Annotated in this window: 16 protein-coding genes; 14 read left to right on the forward strand and 2 right to left on the reverse strand. The window is 39.8% G+C overall.

Features of this window, described 5'->3' with window-relative positions; all coding sequences use genetic code 11:
- The first annotated feature begins 11 nt into the window (after positions 1 to 11).
- Complete coding sequence (gene tkt, locus QE450_RS02800) at positions 12 to 2,072, forward strand: transketolase (protein ID WP_301261615.1); 2,061 nt, start codon at positions 12 to 14, stop codon at positions 2,070 to 2,072.
- 112 nt (positions 2,073 to 2,184) lie between these two features.
- A complete protein-coding gene (gene ppnP / locus QE450_RS02805) occupies positions 2,185 to 2,496 on the forward strand; it encodes a pyrimidine/purine nucleoside phosphorylase (RefSeq protein WP_204825190.1) in 312 nt (103 codons plus the stop codon).
- A gap of 167 nt (positions 2,497 to 2,663) precedes the next feature.
- Here the strand turns inward: ppnP and QE450_RS02810 are convergent, their stop codons facing one another.
- Entirely contained in the window at positions 2,664 to 3,560 is an 897-nt protein-coding gene (locus QE450_RS02810) for an NAD(P)-dependent oxidoreductase (RefSeq protein WP_273615325.1), read from the reverse strand.
- Positions 3,561 to 3,685: 125 nt separating this feature from the next.
- Between QE450_RS02810 and QE450_RS02815 the strand changes: the two genes are divergently transcribed.
- The 3 genes from QE450_RS02815 (at position 3,686) to QE450_RS02825 (ending at position 6,494) form a co-directional block, all read left to right on the forward strand.
- Positions 3,686 to 5,041 (forward strand): glucose-6-phosphate isomerase, encoded by a 1,356-nt coding sequence (locus tag QE450_RS02815; protein WP_069327173.1) that lies wholly within the window; start codon positions 3,686 to 3,688, stop codon positions 5,039 to 5,041.
- 191 nt (positions 5,042 to 5,232) lie between these two features.
- A complete protein-coding gene (locus QE450_RS02820) occupies positions 5,233 to 5,874 on the forward strand; it encodes a YigZ family protein (protein WP_273615327.1) in 642 nt (213 codons plus the stop codon).
- A gap of 38 nt (positions 5,875 to 5,912) precedes the next feature.
- Positions 5,913 to 6,494: a TetR/AcrR family transcriptional regulator gene (locus QE450_RS02825; protein WP_273615328.1), complete on the forward strand. Its 582-nt coding sequence runs from the start codon at positions 5,913 to 5,915 to the stop codon at positions 6,492 to 6,494.
- Positions 6,495 to 6,716: 222 nt separating this feature from the next.
- On the opposite strand, the gene QE450_RS02830 is transcribed toward QE450_RS02825, so the two are convergent.
- Positions 6,717 to 7,118, reverse strand: a complete 402-nt coding sequence (locus QE450_RS02830; RefSeq protein WP_273615329.1) for a secondary thiamine-phosphate synthase enzyme YjbQ — start codon at positions 7,116 to 7,118, stop codon at positions 6,717 to 6,719.
- Positions 7,119 to 7,421: 303 nt separating this feature from the next.
- On the opposite strand from QE450_RS02830, the gene cysT reads away from it, so the two are divergent.
- From cysT to QE450_RS02875, 9 genes are all read left to right on the forward strand, one after another.
- The gene (cysT, locus tag QE450_RS02835; RefSeq protein WP_307296726.1) at positions 7,422 to 8,237 is read left to right on the forward strand and encodes a sulfate ABC transporter permease subunit CysT; all 816 of its coding nucleotides are present in this window, start codon (positions 7,422 to 7,424) and stop codon (positions 8,235 to 8,237) included.
- Positions 8,237 to 9,034, forward strand: a complete 798-nt coding sequence (locus QE450_RS02840; RefSeq protein ID WP_301261613.1) for a sulfate ABC transporter permease subunit — start codon at positions 8,237 to 8,239, stop codon at positions 9,032 to 9,034. Before cysT ends, QE450_RS02840 begins: the two co-directional genes overlap by 1 nt.
- A 2-nt stretch (positions 9,035 to 9,036) precedes the next feature.
- Positions 9,037 to 10,101 carry a sulfate/molybdate ABC transporter ATP-binding protein gene (locus QE450_RS02845; RefSeq protein ID WP_273615332.1) on the forward strand — a complete coding sequence of 355 codons (1,065 nt, stop codon included), beginning with the start codon at positions 9,037 to 9,039 and terminating at the stop codon, positions 10,099 to 10,101.
- A gap of 75 nt (positions 10,102 to 10,176) precedes the next feature.
- Positions 10,177 to 11,241, forward strand: coding sequence for a sulfate ABC transporter substrate-binding protein (locus QE450_RS02850; RefSeq protein ID WP_307302564.1), 1,065 nt, complete (start codon positions 10,177 to 10,179; stop codon positions 11,239 to 11,241).
- A 220-nt stretch (positions 11,242 to 11,461) separates the two neighbouring features.
- Positions 11,462 to 12,271 carry an MBL fold metallo-hydrolase gene (locus QE450_RS02855; RefSeq protein ID WP_307296732.1) on the forward strand — a complete coding sequence of 270 codons (810 nt, stop codon included), beginning with the start codon at positions 11,462 to 11,464 and terminating at the stop codon, positions 12,269 to 12,271.
- A 232-nt stretch (positions 12,272 to 12,503) separates the two neighbouring features.
- Positions 12,504 to 13,232, forward strand: a complete 729-nt coding sequence (locus QE450_RS02860) for an amino acid ABC transporter ATP-binding protein (protein ID WP_204825180.1) — start codon at positions 12,504 to 12,506, stop codon at positions 13,230 to 13,232.
- A 50-nt stretch (positions 13,233 to 13,282) separates the two neighbouring features.
- Positions 13,283 to 14,125 (forward strand): glutamate ABC transporter substrate-binding protein, encoded by an 843-nt coding sequence (locus QE450_RS02865; RefSeq protein ID WP_273615334.1) that lies wholly within the window; start codon positions 13,283 to 13,285, stop codon positions 14,123 to 14,125.
- Positions 14,126 to 14,239: 114 nt separating this feature from the next.
- Entirely contained in the window at positions 14,240 to 14,893 is a 654-nt protein-coding gene (locus tag QE450_RS02870; RefSeq protein ID WP_273615335.1) for an amino acid ABC transporter permease, read from the forward strand.
- A gap of 71 nt (positions 14,894 to 14,964) precedes the next feature.
- On the forward strand, positions 14,965 to 15,615 hold the full coding sequence (locus tag QE450_RS02875) for an amino acid ABC transporter permease (protein WP_069327184.1): 651 nt from the start codon (positions 14,965 to 14,967) through the stop codon (positions 15,613 to 15,615).
- Positions 15,616 to 15,638 lie beyond the last annotated feature (23 nt).

The raw sequence follows: 15,638 nt of genomic DNA on the forward strand, positions 1-15,638 counted from the left end.
GGAGGATTAACATGACTGACAAGAAACAAGAGCAAGAACAAAGTATAAGTAAATCAGAGAACTCCAACGTGGACAATCTGGCGATTTCAACAATCCGTACGCTTTCTATCGATGCTATCGAGAAAGCTAATTCCGGACATCCTGGTATGCCGATGGGTTCTGCACCAATGGGCTACCAATTATTTGCTAAAACAATGACACATAACCCGGCTAATCCTACTTGGATCAACCGTGACCGTTTTGTACTTTCTGCTGGACATGGTTCTATGCTATTGTACAGCTTGCTACACCTTTCAGGCTATGGCTTGGAAATGGACGAAATCAAGCAGTTCCGTCAATGGGGCAGTAAAACTCCAGGTCACCCTGAGTTTGGTCATACTGTTGGTGTTGATGCTACAACTGGACCTCTAGGTCAAGGTGTAGGTATGGCTGTAGGTATGGCGATTGCTGAAGCTCATTTGGCAGCGACTTACAACAAAGGCAACTTCAATGTTGTTGATCACTTCACATACGCTATCTGTGGTGATGGCGATATGATGGAAGGCGTTTCTAGTGAAGCAGCTTCTATGGCTGGTCATATGAAATTAGGTAAATTGATCATGATGTACGATTCCAATGATATTACATTGGATGGTAAAGCAGGTCTTTCTTTCTCTGAGAATGTAGAAGACCGTTATAAAGCTTATGGATGGCAAGTGATTCGTGTAGAAGATGGTAACGATCTTCCTGCACTTGCGGCTGCTTTGGAAGAAGCAAAAGCTGATCTTTCTCGTCCAACATTGATCGAAGTAAAAACAGTGATCGGTTACGGTAGCCCGAACAAACAAGGTATCGGCGGTCACGGTGGTACTCACGGTTCTCCACTAGGTTCTGCTGAAGCGAAATTGACTAAAGCAGCTTACGAGTGGACATACGAAGAAGATTTCTACGTACCAGACGAAGTTCGTGAATATTTCGCTAAGGTAAAAGAGCGTGGTGTAGAAGCGAACAATGCATGGAATGAGAAATTTGCTGAGTACAAAAAAGCAAACCCTGAATTAGCTGCTCAATTCGAAACAGTTATCGCTGGCGAATTAAGCGAAGGATGGGACAAAGAACTTCCTCATTACACTACAGAAGACAAAGCAGTTTCTACTCGTGTAGCTTCTGGTAATGCTTTGAATGGTCTAATCAATGGTGTTCCTCAATTAGCAGGCGGTTCTGCTGACCTTGAGAGTTCAACAATGACTCACCTAAATGGTCTAGACAGCTTTACTCCTCAAAGTTATGCTGGTCGTAACATCTATTACGGAGTACGTGAATTCGGTATGGCTGCGGCAATGAACGGTATTGCTCTTCATACAGGCGTTAAAATCTTTGGTGGTACATTCTTCGTATTTACAGATTACTTGCGTCCTGCTGTACGTTTGGCTGCTCTTATGGGCTTGCCTGTAACGTATGTATTGACTCATGATAGTATTGCTGTTGGTGAAGATGGTCCTACCCACGAACCGATCGAGCAATTGGCTTCTCTACGCATCATTCCAGGTTTGACAGTGATTCGTCCAGCTGATGGTAACGAAACTTCTGCTGCTTGGGCTCATGCTATGGAAAACCAAAAAGGGCCTATCGCGCTTGTATTGACTCGTCAAAACTTGCCGATCTTGCCAGGTACTGTAGAACATTCTCGTCAAAACATCAAAAAAGGTGCTTATGTGGTATCTGATGCTAAAGCGGGACAACCAGTAGCACAATTGATTGCAACAGGTTCTGAAGTACAATTGGCTGTTCGTGCTCAAGAAGCACTAGCATCTGAAGGTATCGAAGTACGTGTTATCAGTATGCCAAGCTGGGAATTGTTCGAACAACAAGACCAAGCTTACAAAGATTCTGTATTGTTGCCTGATGTTAAACCACGTCTTGCGATCGAAATGGCTCAAACTTTCGGTTGGGAACGTTATACTGGTGACAAAGGTGGAATTATCGGAATTACAACTTTCGGTGCTTCTGCTCCAGGAGATCGCGTAATGGCTGAATATGGCTTTACTGTTGAGAACGTTGTTCAACATGTTAAAGGTTTATTGTCTAAATAATTATAAAGTACTGTTAAAGGTGCAGAAGTTGGCAAAGCGCCATTTCTGCACCTTTTTATAACTATTTCTAGGTCTGTATTTCAAATGATGAGCAGGGGAGCGGTCTGAATTTATGACGCAATTAGAACAGGTTACAGTAATCAAAGAAGCTAATATTTATTATGAAGGCAAAGTAACAAGTCGTGCTGTGATTTTGCCAGATGGTAGCAAAATTACGTTAGGGATTATGTTACCGGGCTCTTATGAATTTGGAACAGATCAACACGAAACGATGGAAATTCTGTCCGGTGAACTTCGTGTCCTGTTACCAGATACCGAAGAATGGTTAGATATTAAAGGACAGGCAACATTTGAAGTGCCTGCTCATACCAAGTTCAAACTTGAGATTGCTGTGGTTACTGATTATTGTTGCTCTTATGCTTAATAGCAATATAGTCAGCACAAAAAGTAGATCGCAAAAAAGGCAAGCTCATCAGTATAGATTATACTGAGAACTTACCCTTTTCATGCGTAATCAAGTGATCCATCACCTGTGCGATACATCATGCGAAAGACAATGAAATACCGTTATACTGTACTATGGATATAGGATTACAGCTCTTTGCCGTTGATCGTTTGACCGATCCATTCTTCATAACATTTAGCGATAACAGAAAGATCGTCATCACCATATCCTTTGGTTTGACCGATCTGGAACATACTTTTTGCCAGATTTAGCATAGGCGAAGGTACACCGTTGGTATCGTTAAGCACAGACGCAAGTTTGAGGTCTTTGAGCATTAATGCTAATGAAAATTGGTTGGTGTAATCACCATCGATAATTTTTTGACCTTTAAGTTCAGCTGTGCGACTGCCGGCTGCGCCCATACGTACCAGTTCATAAAATGCCGATGGATCGATCCCGCCTTTGGCTGCTACAGCAAAAGCTTCCGCAAGAGCAACCGTATGAATACCTACGATCGTATTATGAGCAAGTTTGGCAGTTGCACCGCTACCGTTAGCACCCATTGGAATGACTTTGCGACCTAGTGTCTCAAATACATCTTGATGAGCATCAATAACGTGTGGGTCACCGCCAACCATAAATACAAGTGTTCCATCAATAGCAGCAGGCTCACTACCGGTTACAGGAGCATCTAGAAATTGACCGCCTTTGTCTGTAATCGAAGTAGCTAGTTGTTTGACAAGTGATGGAGAAATGGTACTGCAATCCATAACCGTTAATCCGTTTTGGACAGCATTTAAAATACCATCTTCACCTTCGTACACATCAACAATCGAAGCATCATCACTAATGATCGTGATCACCATATCTTGATCTGTAGCAGCTTCACGCGGAGTATGTACTTGATGGGCTCCTTGTTGAACTAGAGATTCTGCTTTGGATGCTGTACGATTGTATACAGTTAAGGTATAACCTGCTTTGAGCAAGTTGGCTGCCATAGGTAGACCCATCGTGCCAAGGCCAATAAATCCGATTTTTTTCATAGCTTGATTTCCTCCATATCGTAAGTGAGTTAGAACATCTATACTTATCCATTTAGTGTAGCATGTTCACTAGCACATTGGGTATGGGACCGTATCATAATTTATTTTGGGAGGGTAACAATATTATGGCTAAAACAGTTAAATTTGATTACAGTAACGCTCTTTCTTTTGTCGCTCAACACGAAGTGGATTATTTTGCAGAGCCGATTCGTTTGGCTCACGAACAATTGCATAACGGCACAGGCGCAGGTTCTGATTTCTTAGGATGGATTGATTTGCCTACAGCTTACGATAAAGAAGAATTTGCTCGCATTCAAAAAGCAGCAGCAAAAATTCAAAGCGATTCCGAAGTATTGATCGTTATCGGTATTGGTGGTTCGTACTTAGGTGCTCGTGCAGCGATCGAAATGTTAACTCATTCGTTCTATAACACACTACCTAAAGACAAACGCAAAACGCCTGAAATTTATTTCGCTGGTAACAACATCAGTTCTACGTATGTAAACCAATTGCTTGAAAATATTGAAGGTAAAGATTTCTCTGTGAATGTTATCTCCAAATCAGGTACAACAACAGAGCCAGCGATTGCTTTCCGTATTTTCCGCGCAGAACTCGAGAAAAAATATGGTAAAGAAGAAGCGAAAAAACGCATCTATGCAACAACTGACCGTGCAAAAGGCGCTTTGAAAACATTGGCTGATGCAGAAGGTTACGAAACATTCGTGATTCCTGATGATGTTGGTGGACGTTACTCTGTATTGACTCCTGTAGGATTGTTGCCTATCGCTACAGCAGGTATCAATATTGAAGAAATGATGCAAGGTGCAGCAGACGCAGCGAAAGAATACAGCAATCCTAATGTTGCTGAAAATGAAAGCTACCAATATGCGGCAGTGCGTAATGCTTTATACCGTAAAGGTAAAGCGATCGAAATTCTAGTTAACTATGAGCCTTCGTTACACTTTGTATCTGAATGGTGGAAACAACTATTCGGCGAAAGTGAAGGTAAAGACTTCAAAGGTATCTTCCCAGCAGCTGTAGATTTCTCAACAGACTTGCACTCTATGGGTCAATTTATCCAAGACGGTAGCCGTAACATTTTCGAAACAGTAGTACAAGTTGAAAATGTAGCTAGTCATATTACGATCGAATCTGATCCAGATGACTTGGATGGCTTGAACTTCTTAACAGGCAAAACACTTGATTTTGTAAACAAAAAAGCATTCCAGGGTACATTGCTTGCTCATACTGATGGTCAAGTACCTAACTTGATTGTAAATATCGAAGATCAAACACCGTATTCTTTCGGATACCTTGTGTATTTCTTTGAAAAAGCTTGCGGAATCAGCGGTTACTTGTCAGGTGTAAATCCATTTGACCAAGAAGGCGTAGAAGCTTACAAAAAGAATATGTTTGCATTGCTAGGTAAACCAGGATTTGAAAAACAAAAAGCAGAACTTGAAGCAAGACTTTCCGAATAAGTCACTTTAAGTTAAAATAGAATAAATCAATACGAGAAAGCAGTTCTTTGACAGTGATGTCAGGGAACTGCTTTCTTGATACTTAAATATAGTGTATTATATCTTTGGAAACACAAGCGCTATTCTGCGTTACATACATCCAGCATCATAGCAGAATAGTACAGTGTCTAATGAATAAAGTGGGGATTAAAATGGATAAGCCTGAACGGTATCGTACAGTAAAGCAAGAAGGTGTCAAAGAAATCGTGATCAAAAAATCTCGTTTTCTAGGGCATGTGATGCCTGTACAAAATGAAGAAGAAGCGATTGCTTTTATAGAACGAATTAAAAAGCAACACTGGAATGCAACTCATAATTGTTCTGCTTACTTGATTGGTTCGCGTGCAGAAATACAACGTCAATCAGATGATGGAGAACCAAGCGGTACAGCAGGCAAGCCGATTTTGGAGGTGATCAAAAATCAGCAACTTCAAGATGTAGCGATTGTAGTCACTCGTTATTTTGGAGGGATTATGTTAGGCGCAGGTGGATTGATTCGTGCGTATACAGACGGCGCTGTAGCGGCGATTGAAGCAGGGGAAGCAATTACTCGTATACTTCATCAAGAAGTTGCAGTAGAATTGGATTACACCTGGCTCGGCAAAGTAGAAAATGAATTGCGAAATCGCGGTATTCGCACAGCCGAGACTGATTTTACCGATAAAGTGATTATGAATTGCTTACCTGTTGCAAGTGAAGCCGAAGCATTCAAAGCATGGATCACTGATATTACGCAGGGACAATCTGTGATCACTGAAGGTGAACAGCGTTACTTTATCGAAGCTGCATTTTGAATCAGACTATGCAAAATGCTTGAAGGAGAATCGTAATCATGGCACGAAGAGCGGTAGAACAAGAATTATCCAGAGAAAGAATTCTCGAAGCTGCCAGACATCTGTTCGTCACCAAAGGATATCGGGCAATTTCAATGCGTAGTATTGGTCAACATTTGGGGTATAGTCATGGTTCGTTGTACTATCATTTTAAAGAAAAAGCAGAATTGTTTTATGCGATTGTGATGGAAGATTTTGATCATCTATGTGTGTTATTTAGAGAAGTCAAAGACAAACCTGAACATGGGGAATGGAGCAAAGTAGAGCTTTTGTTGATCGAATTTATTCGGTTCGGGCTGGATAATGCGCATCAGTATGAAATTATGTTTATGACACGAGATGAAGAGCTGTTAAGTTATTGTCGTGCAGAACAAGCACGATGTTTTGATTTATTTGCTTCTATTATCCGTCAATCTATGAACACATCCAATCATACGGCTGAAGCAATGAATACTGTGCCATTGAGTTTATTTTTATCGATTCATGGTTTTATTTCGTATTATATTCAAGATCGTGTTGGATATGATGAAATTAAGCCGGCTGTTATTGCCCATGTCAAGACATTATGTCGTGTACTGTGAAGGGACAATACAATGATTGCTTATACAAATAAGAATCAGGTCACTGATTCAAAGCAAGCGGGATTATATCTGCATACTTTAAGACTTTCCCTTGTCAAAACGGTAATCCCCTATAGTAAATTCATGTATCGCTATAGACACTACACACATGACGGGGTAACAATGTATCATGCCAAAAGGCGATTTATCCACAATATATATATGGATAGATCGCCTTTTGTATTAACCTGCTATAATTTTGACCATATATTCACGCTTGCGAGGACCATCGAATTCACAGAAGTAAATTCCTTGCCAGCGTCCAAGTAACATACGACCTTCTTGAATAATAACGGTCTGTGAAGGGCCGGTCGTAATTGATTTTAGATGGGAAGCTGTGTTGCCTTCCATATGACGGTATTTAGGATGTTCCCATGGATAGACTTCATCCAACCGCATAATCACATCATGCTTTACATCAGGGTCAGCATTTTCATTGATCGCTATACCTGCGGTTGTATGTGGACAATAGATCACGACAATACCTTCTTGTACTCCGCTTTGCGTAATTAAAGAAGACACATCACGCGTAATATCTCTCATTGCATCACGTTTACTCGTTGAAATGGGCAATGTATACAGCATCATTATTCCTTCTTTCTCTGCTTTTTTTCAAATTGGATATTCAACGATTATTATTTTACATATATAGACAAAATATTGCGAAAATTGATCTGAAATCAGATCGCAAAATAAGTGACTATCTACTTCTGTATTACCCATTTTGCACGAAATGCTTATCATATCAATACATTTAACACTATTAACCATTTTGACAAAAAGTACTCTTTTAATTGACGGTAGGTATAACAATTTGCTAAAGTATTGCTAAGATTTAAAGCCGAGTATACTAATAGGAAATAAAGGTTAAAGCAAAGGAGTCATATCGTGAATAGTACATTGCTGCGTCATAAAGGATGGACTTGGGGATTTCGCTCTACCGTATTATTGTATTTTCTACTATTGATTGTACTACCGATTGTAGGAGTGTATGTAAACTCATTTTCAGAAGGTTGGGCAGCATTTGTACAGAATATCAGTGATCCTATCGCATGGAAAGCTGTTCTATTAACCTTAAAATTAGCGCTGATTGCTACGCTTATTAATGTGTTGATCGGTACGATGTCTGCATGGGTGTTGGTACGTTATGATTTTGCAGGGAAGTCTTTATTAAATAGTATTGTAGATTTGCCTTTTGCTTTACCGACTGCTGTAGGCGGATTGATGATTCTCGTTTTATTAGGGCCGAACAGTTGGATGGGCAAATTAGCAGATACGCTAGGCTTTCAGTTCGTATTTCATCAGCCGGCGATTATTATTGCGATGGTATTTGTGACCTTTCCATTTGTGATTCGGGCGATACAGCCATTATTGGAAGAAATCGATCATTCGGCTGAAGAAGCGGCTTATACACTAGGAGCTTCCAAACGAGATACTTTTTTTCGAGTGATCTTACCATCGATGACACCGGGTATTGTAAGTGGAGCTATGCTGGCTTTTTCAAGAGCATTGGCTGAATTTGGAGCTGTCGTTCTGGTAGCTGGTAATATTCCAGGACGTACACTTACTGCTTCCGTATATATTTTTGGTGAAGTAGAAAGTGATAATGAAGCAGGAGCCGCTGCTGTATCGGTTATTTTATTAACATTATCGTTTCTTATTCTTTGGCTGATTAATGCAGTACAGACAAGGAGAGCACGCTAATGAGAAAATATTGGATTCCGCTCACATGGATCGTTTTTAGCATATTGATTTTGATTCCTTTGGCTGTACTGGCAACAGGAGCTTTTGATAAAGGAACCAGTGGATTTATTGATGCATTAAGTCGTCCCGAAGCAAGACATGCACTGATGATGACAGGGCTTATCGTTATTGTAGTGACTATTTTAAATGGAATCTTTGGGATTATGATGGGCATTTATCTGGTACGGGGAACATGGCTAAGCCGTAGAGTAAGACAACTGTTCAACAGTATTGTCGATCTACCTTATGCAGTTTCACCAGTAATCGGCGGATTAATGATTGTGTTATTGCTAGGGCCAGATACAGTGATTGGTACATTTTTTGAACAGATTGGATTTAAAGTGGTTTATGCTTTTCCAGGGATGGTTATTGCGACACTATTTGTTACATTTCCATTAATGGTGCGTGAAGTTATGCCTGTACTACAAGAGTTAGGGAATGATCAAGAAGAAGCGGCTTCTACATTAGGCGCGTATAGTTGGACAACGTTTTGGAAAGTCACCTGGCCTTCGATTCGCTGGGCTGTGATTTACGGTACGATTTTGACAGTTGCACGCTCTTTGGGCGAATTTGGAGCAGTATTGGTAGTGTCAGGCAATATTATTAACAAAACACAAACAGCAACCACGCTGGTGTATCAAGATATGGAGAACTTCAATGTCACTGCTGCTAATGGAGTTGCTCTGGTGTTGGCTGTATTTTCTGTAGGATTATTATTGTTAATGGAACGCGCCAAGAAGAGAAAGGGAGTGCACTGAGTATGCATCTGGAAGTTCGTAACCTTGATAAACATTTTGGACAATTTCACGCTGTACAAGACGTTAGCTTCAATGTACAAAAAGGTCATCTGATCGGATTATTAGGTCCAAGTGGTGGAGGAAAAACATCTATTTTGCGTATGTTAGCTGGACTAGAATCACCGGATAGTGGCGATATTATTTTTCATGGACAAAAAGTCAATCAACTACCTCCACAAGAACGCGAGATCGGCTTTGTTTTTCAAAACTATGCGTTGTTCAAACATATGACCGTATTCGATAATATCGCTTTTGGTCTAACCGTAAAAAAAATGAAAAAGTCTGCGATTAAAGAACGTGTACAGGAATTAGTAGAACTCACAGGATTAGCAGGATTTGAACATCGTTATCCGCATCAGTTATCAGGCGGACAACGACAACGGGTAGCTTTTGCGCGTGCTCTTGCGCCTGAACCGCAATTGTTATTGCTAGATGAGCCATTTGCTGCGATCGATGCTAAGATTCGGCAAGAATTACGTACATGGCTTCGTGAATTGATTGAACGTGTCGGTATTACATCGATCTTTGTGACTCATGATCAAGATGAAGCGATTGAAGTAGCTGATGAGATTATGATTATTAATGGTGGACGATTAGAGCAAAAAGGAACACCGTGGGATATTTACAAACAACCTTCGACTCCTTTTGTTGCTTCCTTTATTGGAGAATCAACAATTGTAGATGAAGTATCGCTGTTAAAAGGATTCGATCATGAGCAGTCTCATCCGGGTATTCATGCATTGATTCGCCCTGAATATATTGAAGTAGGTCATGCCAGTGAATTTCCATTATTATCTGCTACCGAGAAAGGTACAGTAAAACATCTTCATTTCCGGGGCAGTCAGTGGTTGGTTGAAGTACAGGTGGGTCAGAATTCATTGATCACCTATCGTTCACTGGAAAAGGAAACATTAGAAATCGGACAATCTGTACATGTGATGGTGCACCGGGCATATCTATTTAATGATCAAGAAAGTTGGATTGCTGAAAACCGCCTGAAAAATGATACGTTATCGATGTTTATTTAACAGCAAAAGTAAGCTGAGTATGGTCTGTGAACGCGGGAAAGGAAGGGATTGGGCTTGAAGAACAATCGCTTGAGAATGTCTATGATCCGTAGTCGTTTAGTGCTGGCTTTACTACTTATCATGAGTGTAGTCTTGTCAGCTTGTAGTCATCAAACAGAAACAGACGCTACTGCTTCTGCTAGTGCTGTGTCCAATGATGGCAAAGATATTACTTTAGTGATTGGTGCATACAGTGTCGCCAAAGATGCTGTAGGCGAAATTTTACCCAAGTTTCAAGCAGAATGGAAAGCCAAAACAGGGCAAAATGTAAAATTTCAAGAATCGTATGAAGCTTCAGGTACGCAAGCTAGAGCAATTGCAGGTGGATTTGAAGCTGATGTTACTTTGTTATCACTAGAAGGTGATATTGATAAATTAGTAAAAGCTGGACTGGTCAAAGATACATGGAGAGATGAACCGCATAAAGCAATGATTACACGTTCTATCGTTGTATTAGGTACACGTGAAGGCAATCCTCTCGGTATTCATAACTTTAATGATCTCACCAAGCCAGGGGTAAAAGTGTTATACCCTAATCCCAAAACATCCGGTGGTGCGCAGTGGGATATTAATGCGATCTATGGTGCAGGTCTCAAGCAATCTGAACGAGATGAAGGTCAAAAAGATCCTGCGGCGGCAAAAGCTTTTCTACAAGCAGTGCATCAAAATGTGGAGTCATTGGACAAAAGCGGACGTGCTTCTATGGCGGCATTTGAATATGGTGTAGGCGATGTGATTGTAACGTATGAAAATGAATTGCTTGCACGAATGGCGCAAGGAGCTAAATACGAAGTGGTTATACCTGACGATACTATTCTGATCGAAAATCCAGCCGCAGTTGTCGATAAATATGTCGATGAACATGGAACACGTAAAGTGGCTGAAGCATTTCTTGCTTATTTGTGGACACCAGAAGCCCAAGAAATATTTGCAAAGCATGGGTTCCGTCCTGTGAACGAACAAGTGATGGCAAAACACGTAAGTGAGTATCCTACACCAAAAGGACTGTTTAATATTAACTATTTGGGTGGATGGAGTGAAGTACGCAAAAATCTATATTCTAGTCGTGGAATATGGTATCAGGTGCTAGCTGGGATATAAAATAACATAAATAGATGTTATTGGGCATAAAATTAAAAAACTTCTTTACGTGAAGCTCATTTCACGCTTAAAGAAGTTTTTTTGTGGGTAAAAGCAGAACAAGACCTAAATACCTTACCTTTTTAACTAAGCCAAAGGTCACGATTCATATGTCGAAAGATACAAGAAAATGATATAATAAATGATACTAGATGGCAACGCTCAAGGAGAGAATATAAACATGAACGGACGAGTAGATCGATTAACATTTTTAGGAACAGGCGATGCAATGGGCGTGCCAAGAGTATATTGTGAGTGTGAAGTATGTGAAGAAGCACGTAGTGGTGGAACGAACCGAAGGTTACGATCTTCTGTACTGGTAGAAGGTATTGAAGGAGACTTTTTATTAGATTGTGGACCTGATTGGCGAACACAGATGGAAATGATCAATCGTCGTGCAGATATTACAGACGTTATTGTGACTCATGCACACTTTGATCATATTGGAGGTTTGCCAGAATGGGCGGATGCTTGTCGCTGGCAACAATTAAAAGGTCGCTTATTTGCTCCACAAGAAGTATTGGATGCGATCGGTAAGCAATTTCCATGGATTAGTAGTTATATTGAATTGATAGCGAATGATCAAGGAATGGAATTGAATGGTTGGAGTATTACTCCATGGAAAGTACATCATGGACATAACGGATACTCTTATGCGTATCGGTTTGAAAAAAATGAGTTTGCCTGGGTATATTGCTCGGATGCTATTGGACTTGATGAAGAACAGAAAAAACCGATGCATATGTTAGATTTATTGATTTTAGGAACAAGCTTTGTTCGTGAAGAAGCAGAATATCATACTCGTTCTGTCTATGATATGTATGAAGCGGCTGAACTTATAGATGAAGTGGTTCCTTCTGAAACGATCTATACGCATATGTCTCATCAAGTAGATTTGCGTAAAGATTTGAATTTGGCTGCCAGTGTTAGTATCGCTCGCACAGGCATGACTGTAGATTTAGGCAATTATTCTTCGCTATTATCTGAATAACACTAAGAATAAATATATTCACCATATAGAGAAATACGATAAACCGGTAGATTGTTTACCGGTTTATTTGCATTTTTATGATCATTATTTAGAATAAAACAGAAATTTACTACTATTTAATGTAGGATTGTGTAGTTTTACATAGGTGTAGCTTAAGATTATATAAAATGTAAGTATAACTAACAAGAGAAACATAACATATACTATTTATGGAATTTTAAGGAGGAATATGATGATTACCTTCCATGAAGTTAACAAGTTCTATGGAGATTTTCAAGTGCTGACTGGAATTAATCTTCATGTCAAGCAAGGAGAAGTGGTTGTTGTACTCGGGCCTTCCGGTTCTGGTAAAAGCACCATGCTCCGATGTATCAATCGTCTTGAAGATACCAGTAGTGGACAGTTAACGGTCAACAATGTAAGAGTAGATGATCGCAAAACAGATCTCAATAAGCTTCGGCGTAAAATTGGGATGGTGTTCCAACATTTTAATCTGTATCCCCATAAAAAAGTAATCGATAATATTACACTGGCTCCTATCAAAGCATTAGGTGTATCCAAAGCAGAAGCGGCAGAGACAGCTATGTATTATTTAGAAAAAGTAGGTATAGCAGAAAAAGCGAATGCGTACCCTTCTCAATTATCCGGGGGACAACAGCAACGTGTCGCGATTGCTAGAGGTCTTGCTGTCAAACCTGAAATTATGTTATTTGATGAACCGACTTCTGCATTAGACCCTGAGATGGTCGGTGAAGTACTTGATGTTATGAAAGCACTCGCTAGAGAAGGAATGACTATGGTTGTCGTTACTCATGAAATGGGATTTGCTCGCGAAGTCGCAGACCGCGTGATCTTTATGGATCAAGGCAAAATTGTAGAAGAAGCTACACCTGAAGAATTCTTCTCTAATCCAAAAGAAGAGCGTGCACAATTGTTCTTGAGTCGCTTGTTAAATCACTAATATCTAATCTCTATAGTTCACTAATAACACATAGAAAAGGGGATTTACTTATGAAAAATCAAAAAAGATACAATGTTAAAAAATTAGCGATGTTGTTAGCGTGTATGGTAGCTATTGTTACAGTACTCGGAGCATGTAGCGTAAGCAAACCGACTTCTTCGTCCACAGCAAGTTCAAATGCTCTTCTGGATCAAATTAAAGAACGCGATAAATTAATCGTAGGTGTAAAATATGATACCAAATTATTCGGTCTAAAAAACCCATCTACAGGTGATGTAGAAGGATTCGATATCGATATGGCTCATGCTCTAGCAAAAAGTATTTTAGGAGATGCGAGCAAAGTAGAGTTCAAAGAAGTAACATCCAAAACACGTATTCCTATGCTTAACAATGGCGATATTGATATGGTTATCGCAACGATGACGATTACAGATGAGCGTAAAAAAGAAGTAGACTTCTCGGATGTGTATTTCCAAGCAGGACAATCTCTATTAGTGAAAAAAGGTAGCCCGATCAAAGGAATTGAAGATGTAACTGCAGATACGACTGTACTTGCTTCTAAAGGTGCAACTTCGATTAAAAATATTGAAGATAAAGTACCAGGTGTAACGGTATTGGAATTTGATAATTATCAAGATGCATTCAACGCACTCAAAGCAGGTAAAGGTGATGCTTTAACAACAGATGATGCGATTCTGTACGGTATGGCTGCGCAAGATCCTGGCTATGAAGTAGTAGGTAAGCCATTTACAGATGAGCCTTACGGTATCGCTGTGAAAAAAGGCGAAACCAAATTGGTTGAAGCGATCAATAAAGCTCTAACCGATATGAAAGCTGACAAATCTTACAATGAAATTTATAAAAAATGGATTGGTAAAGAGCCAACAACCTAAATCATGATCTCTTGAAGCGATCATTCGTAACACATACAGAAGGTGGGCAACAGGCAATCGTTGCCTACCTTTTTGTTTGATGATGTATACACAGGCTAAGGAGGTACAGAATATATGTTGGACTTTTCGATTCTTGTCGATTATTTGCCTTTATATTTGGAAGGGTTTCTGAATACGATCAAAGCGAGTGTACTGGCATTGATTGGTAGCTTTGTATTAGGAACGATTATTGCTATTTTCCGAATTAGTGGTGTAAAGCCATTACAGTGGTTCGGTACCGCTTATGTTGAATTTATACGAAATATTCCTATTTTGATCGTGGTATTGTTTTTCTCTTGGGGATTACCTTCAATCGGTGTCAAATTAGATGGATTTGCCGCAGGTACATTAGGCTTAACCGTCTATACGTCGGCATTTATAGCAGAAGCGATTCGGGCAGGTATTCAATCAGTACCTAAAGGACAATCTGAAGCAGCTCGTTCGGCGGGAATGACTTATATTCAGACGATGATTCATGTCATTTTGCCACAAGCGATCAAATTGGTTATTCCGCCGCTTAGTAATCAATTTATCAATCTGATTAAAAACTCTTCTGTACTTACGATCGTAGCTGGTCTGGATCTGATGTATTTTTCAGACAAAATCAGTAGCGAAACATATGTTATCTTCAGTACTTATATTTTTGCAGCGATGTTCTATCTTGTGCTGACTTTACCAATGAGTTATGGAGCATCTGTATTGGAACGCAAATGGGCGAAAAATTCATAACGATTGAGATACGTTTTCTCATAACACAGAAATAAAAAGTAAGAGTCAGAGGAACCAAAGGAGGGCAATCTATGGATTTCATAGGAGCATATTCACCGGATAACTTGCGCTTTCTTATGGAAGGGCTGAAAATAACACTTTTTGTAGCCTTTATCGCTATTATACTTAGCTTTGTAATCGGCTGTATTGTCGGTACGATTCGGTACGCTAAAGTACCTATTTTATCACCAATATTAATGGTTATAGTAGAAGTCTTGCGTAATTTGCCATTATTGCTTATTATTTTGTTTGTACAGTTTGGCTTGCCAGAGATTGGTATCAAAATGACGATCACCTTTGGAGCGATTGTAGCGTTAACTGCTTTTGAAGCTTCGATGATTTCGGAGATTGTACGTGCCGGTCTAACTTCAGTTCCCAAAGGACAAGTAGAAGCTGCACGTTCTTCAGGGCTTACGCAAATGCAAACGTTATGGCATATTGTGTTACCACAAGGACTACGCAAAATGGTTCCACCATTGGTGAGTCAGTTTATTTCGCTACTCAAAGATACGTCATTAGCTGTTATTATTTCGCTTGCAGAATTGGTACACAATGCACAGATTATTATGGGACAAAATTCAAATTACCCGATTCCCATCTTATTATTAATCGCTGTTATTTATTTTGTGATTAATTATGCGCTATCGTTAATTTCCAAACGGTTAGAAACCAAAACAGCTTAACATGGATCATTATGTGTGCCTTT

The organism is Paenibacillus sp. SORGH_AS_0306 (genome assembly GCF_030819345.1).
GTDB classification, from domain to species: Bacteria; Bacillota; Bacilli; order Paenibacillales; family Paenibacillaceae; genus Saccharibacillus; species Saccharibacillus kyungheensis.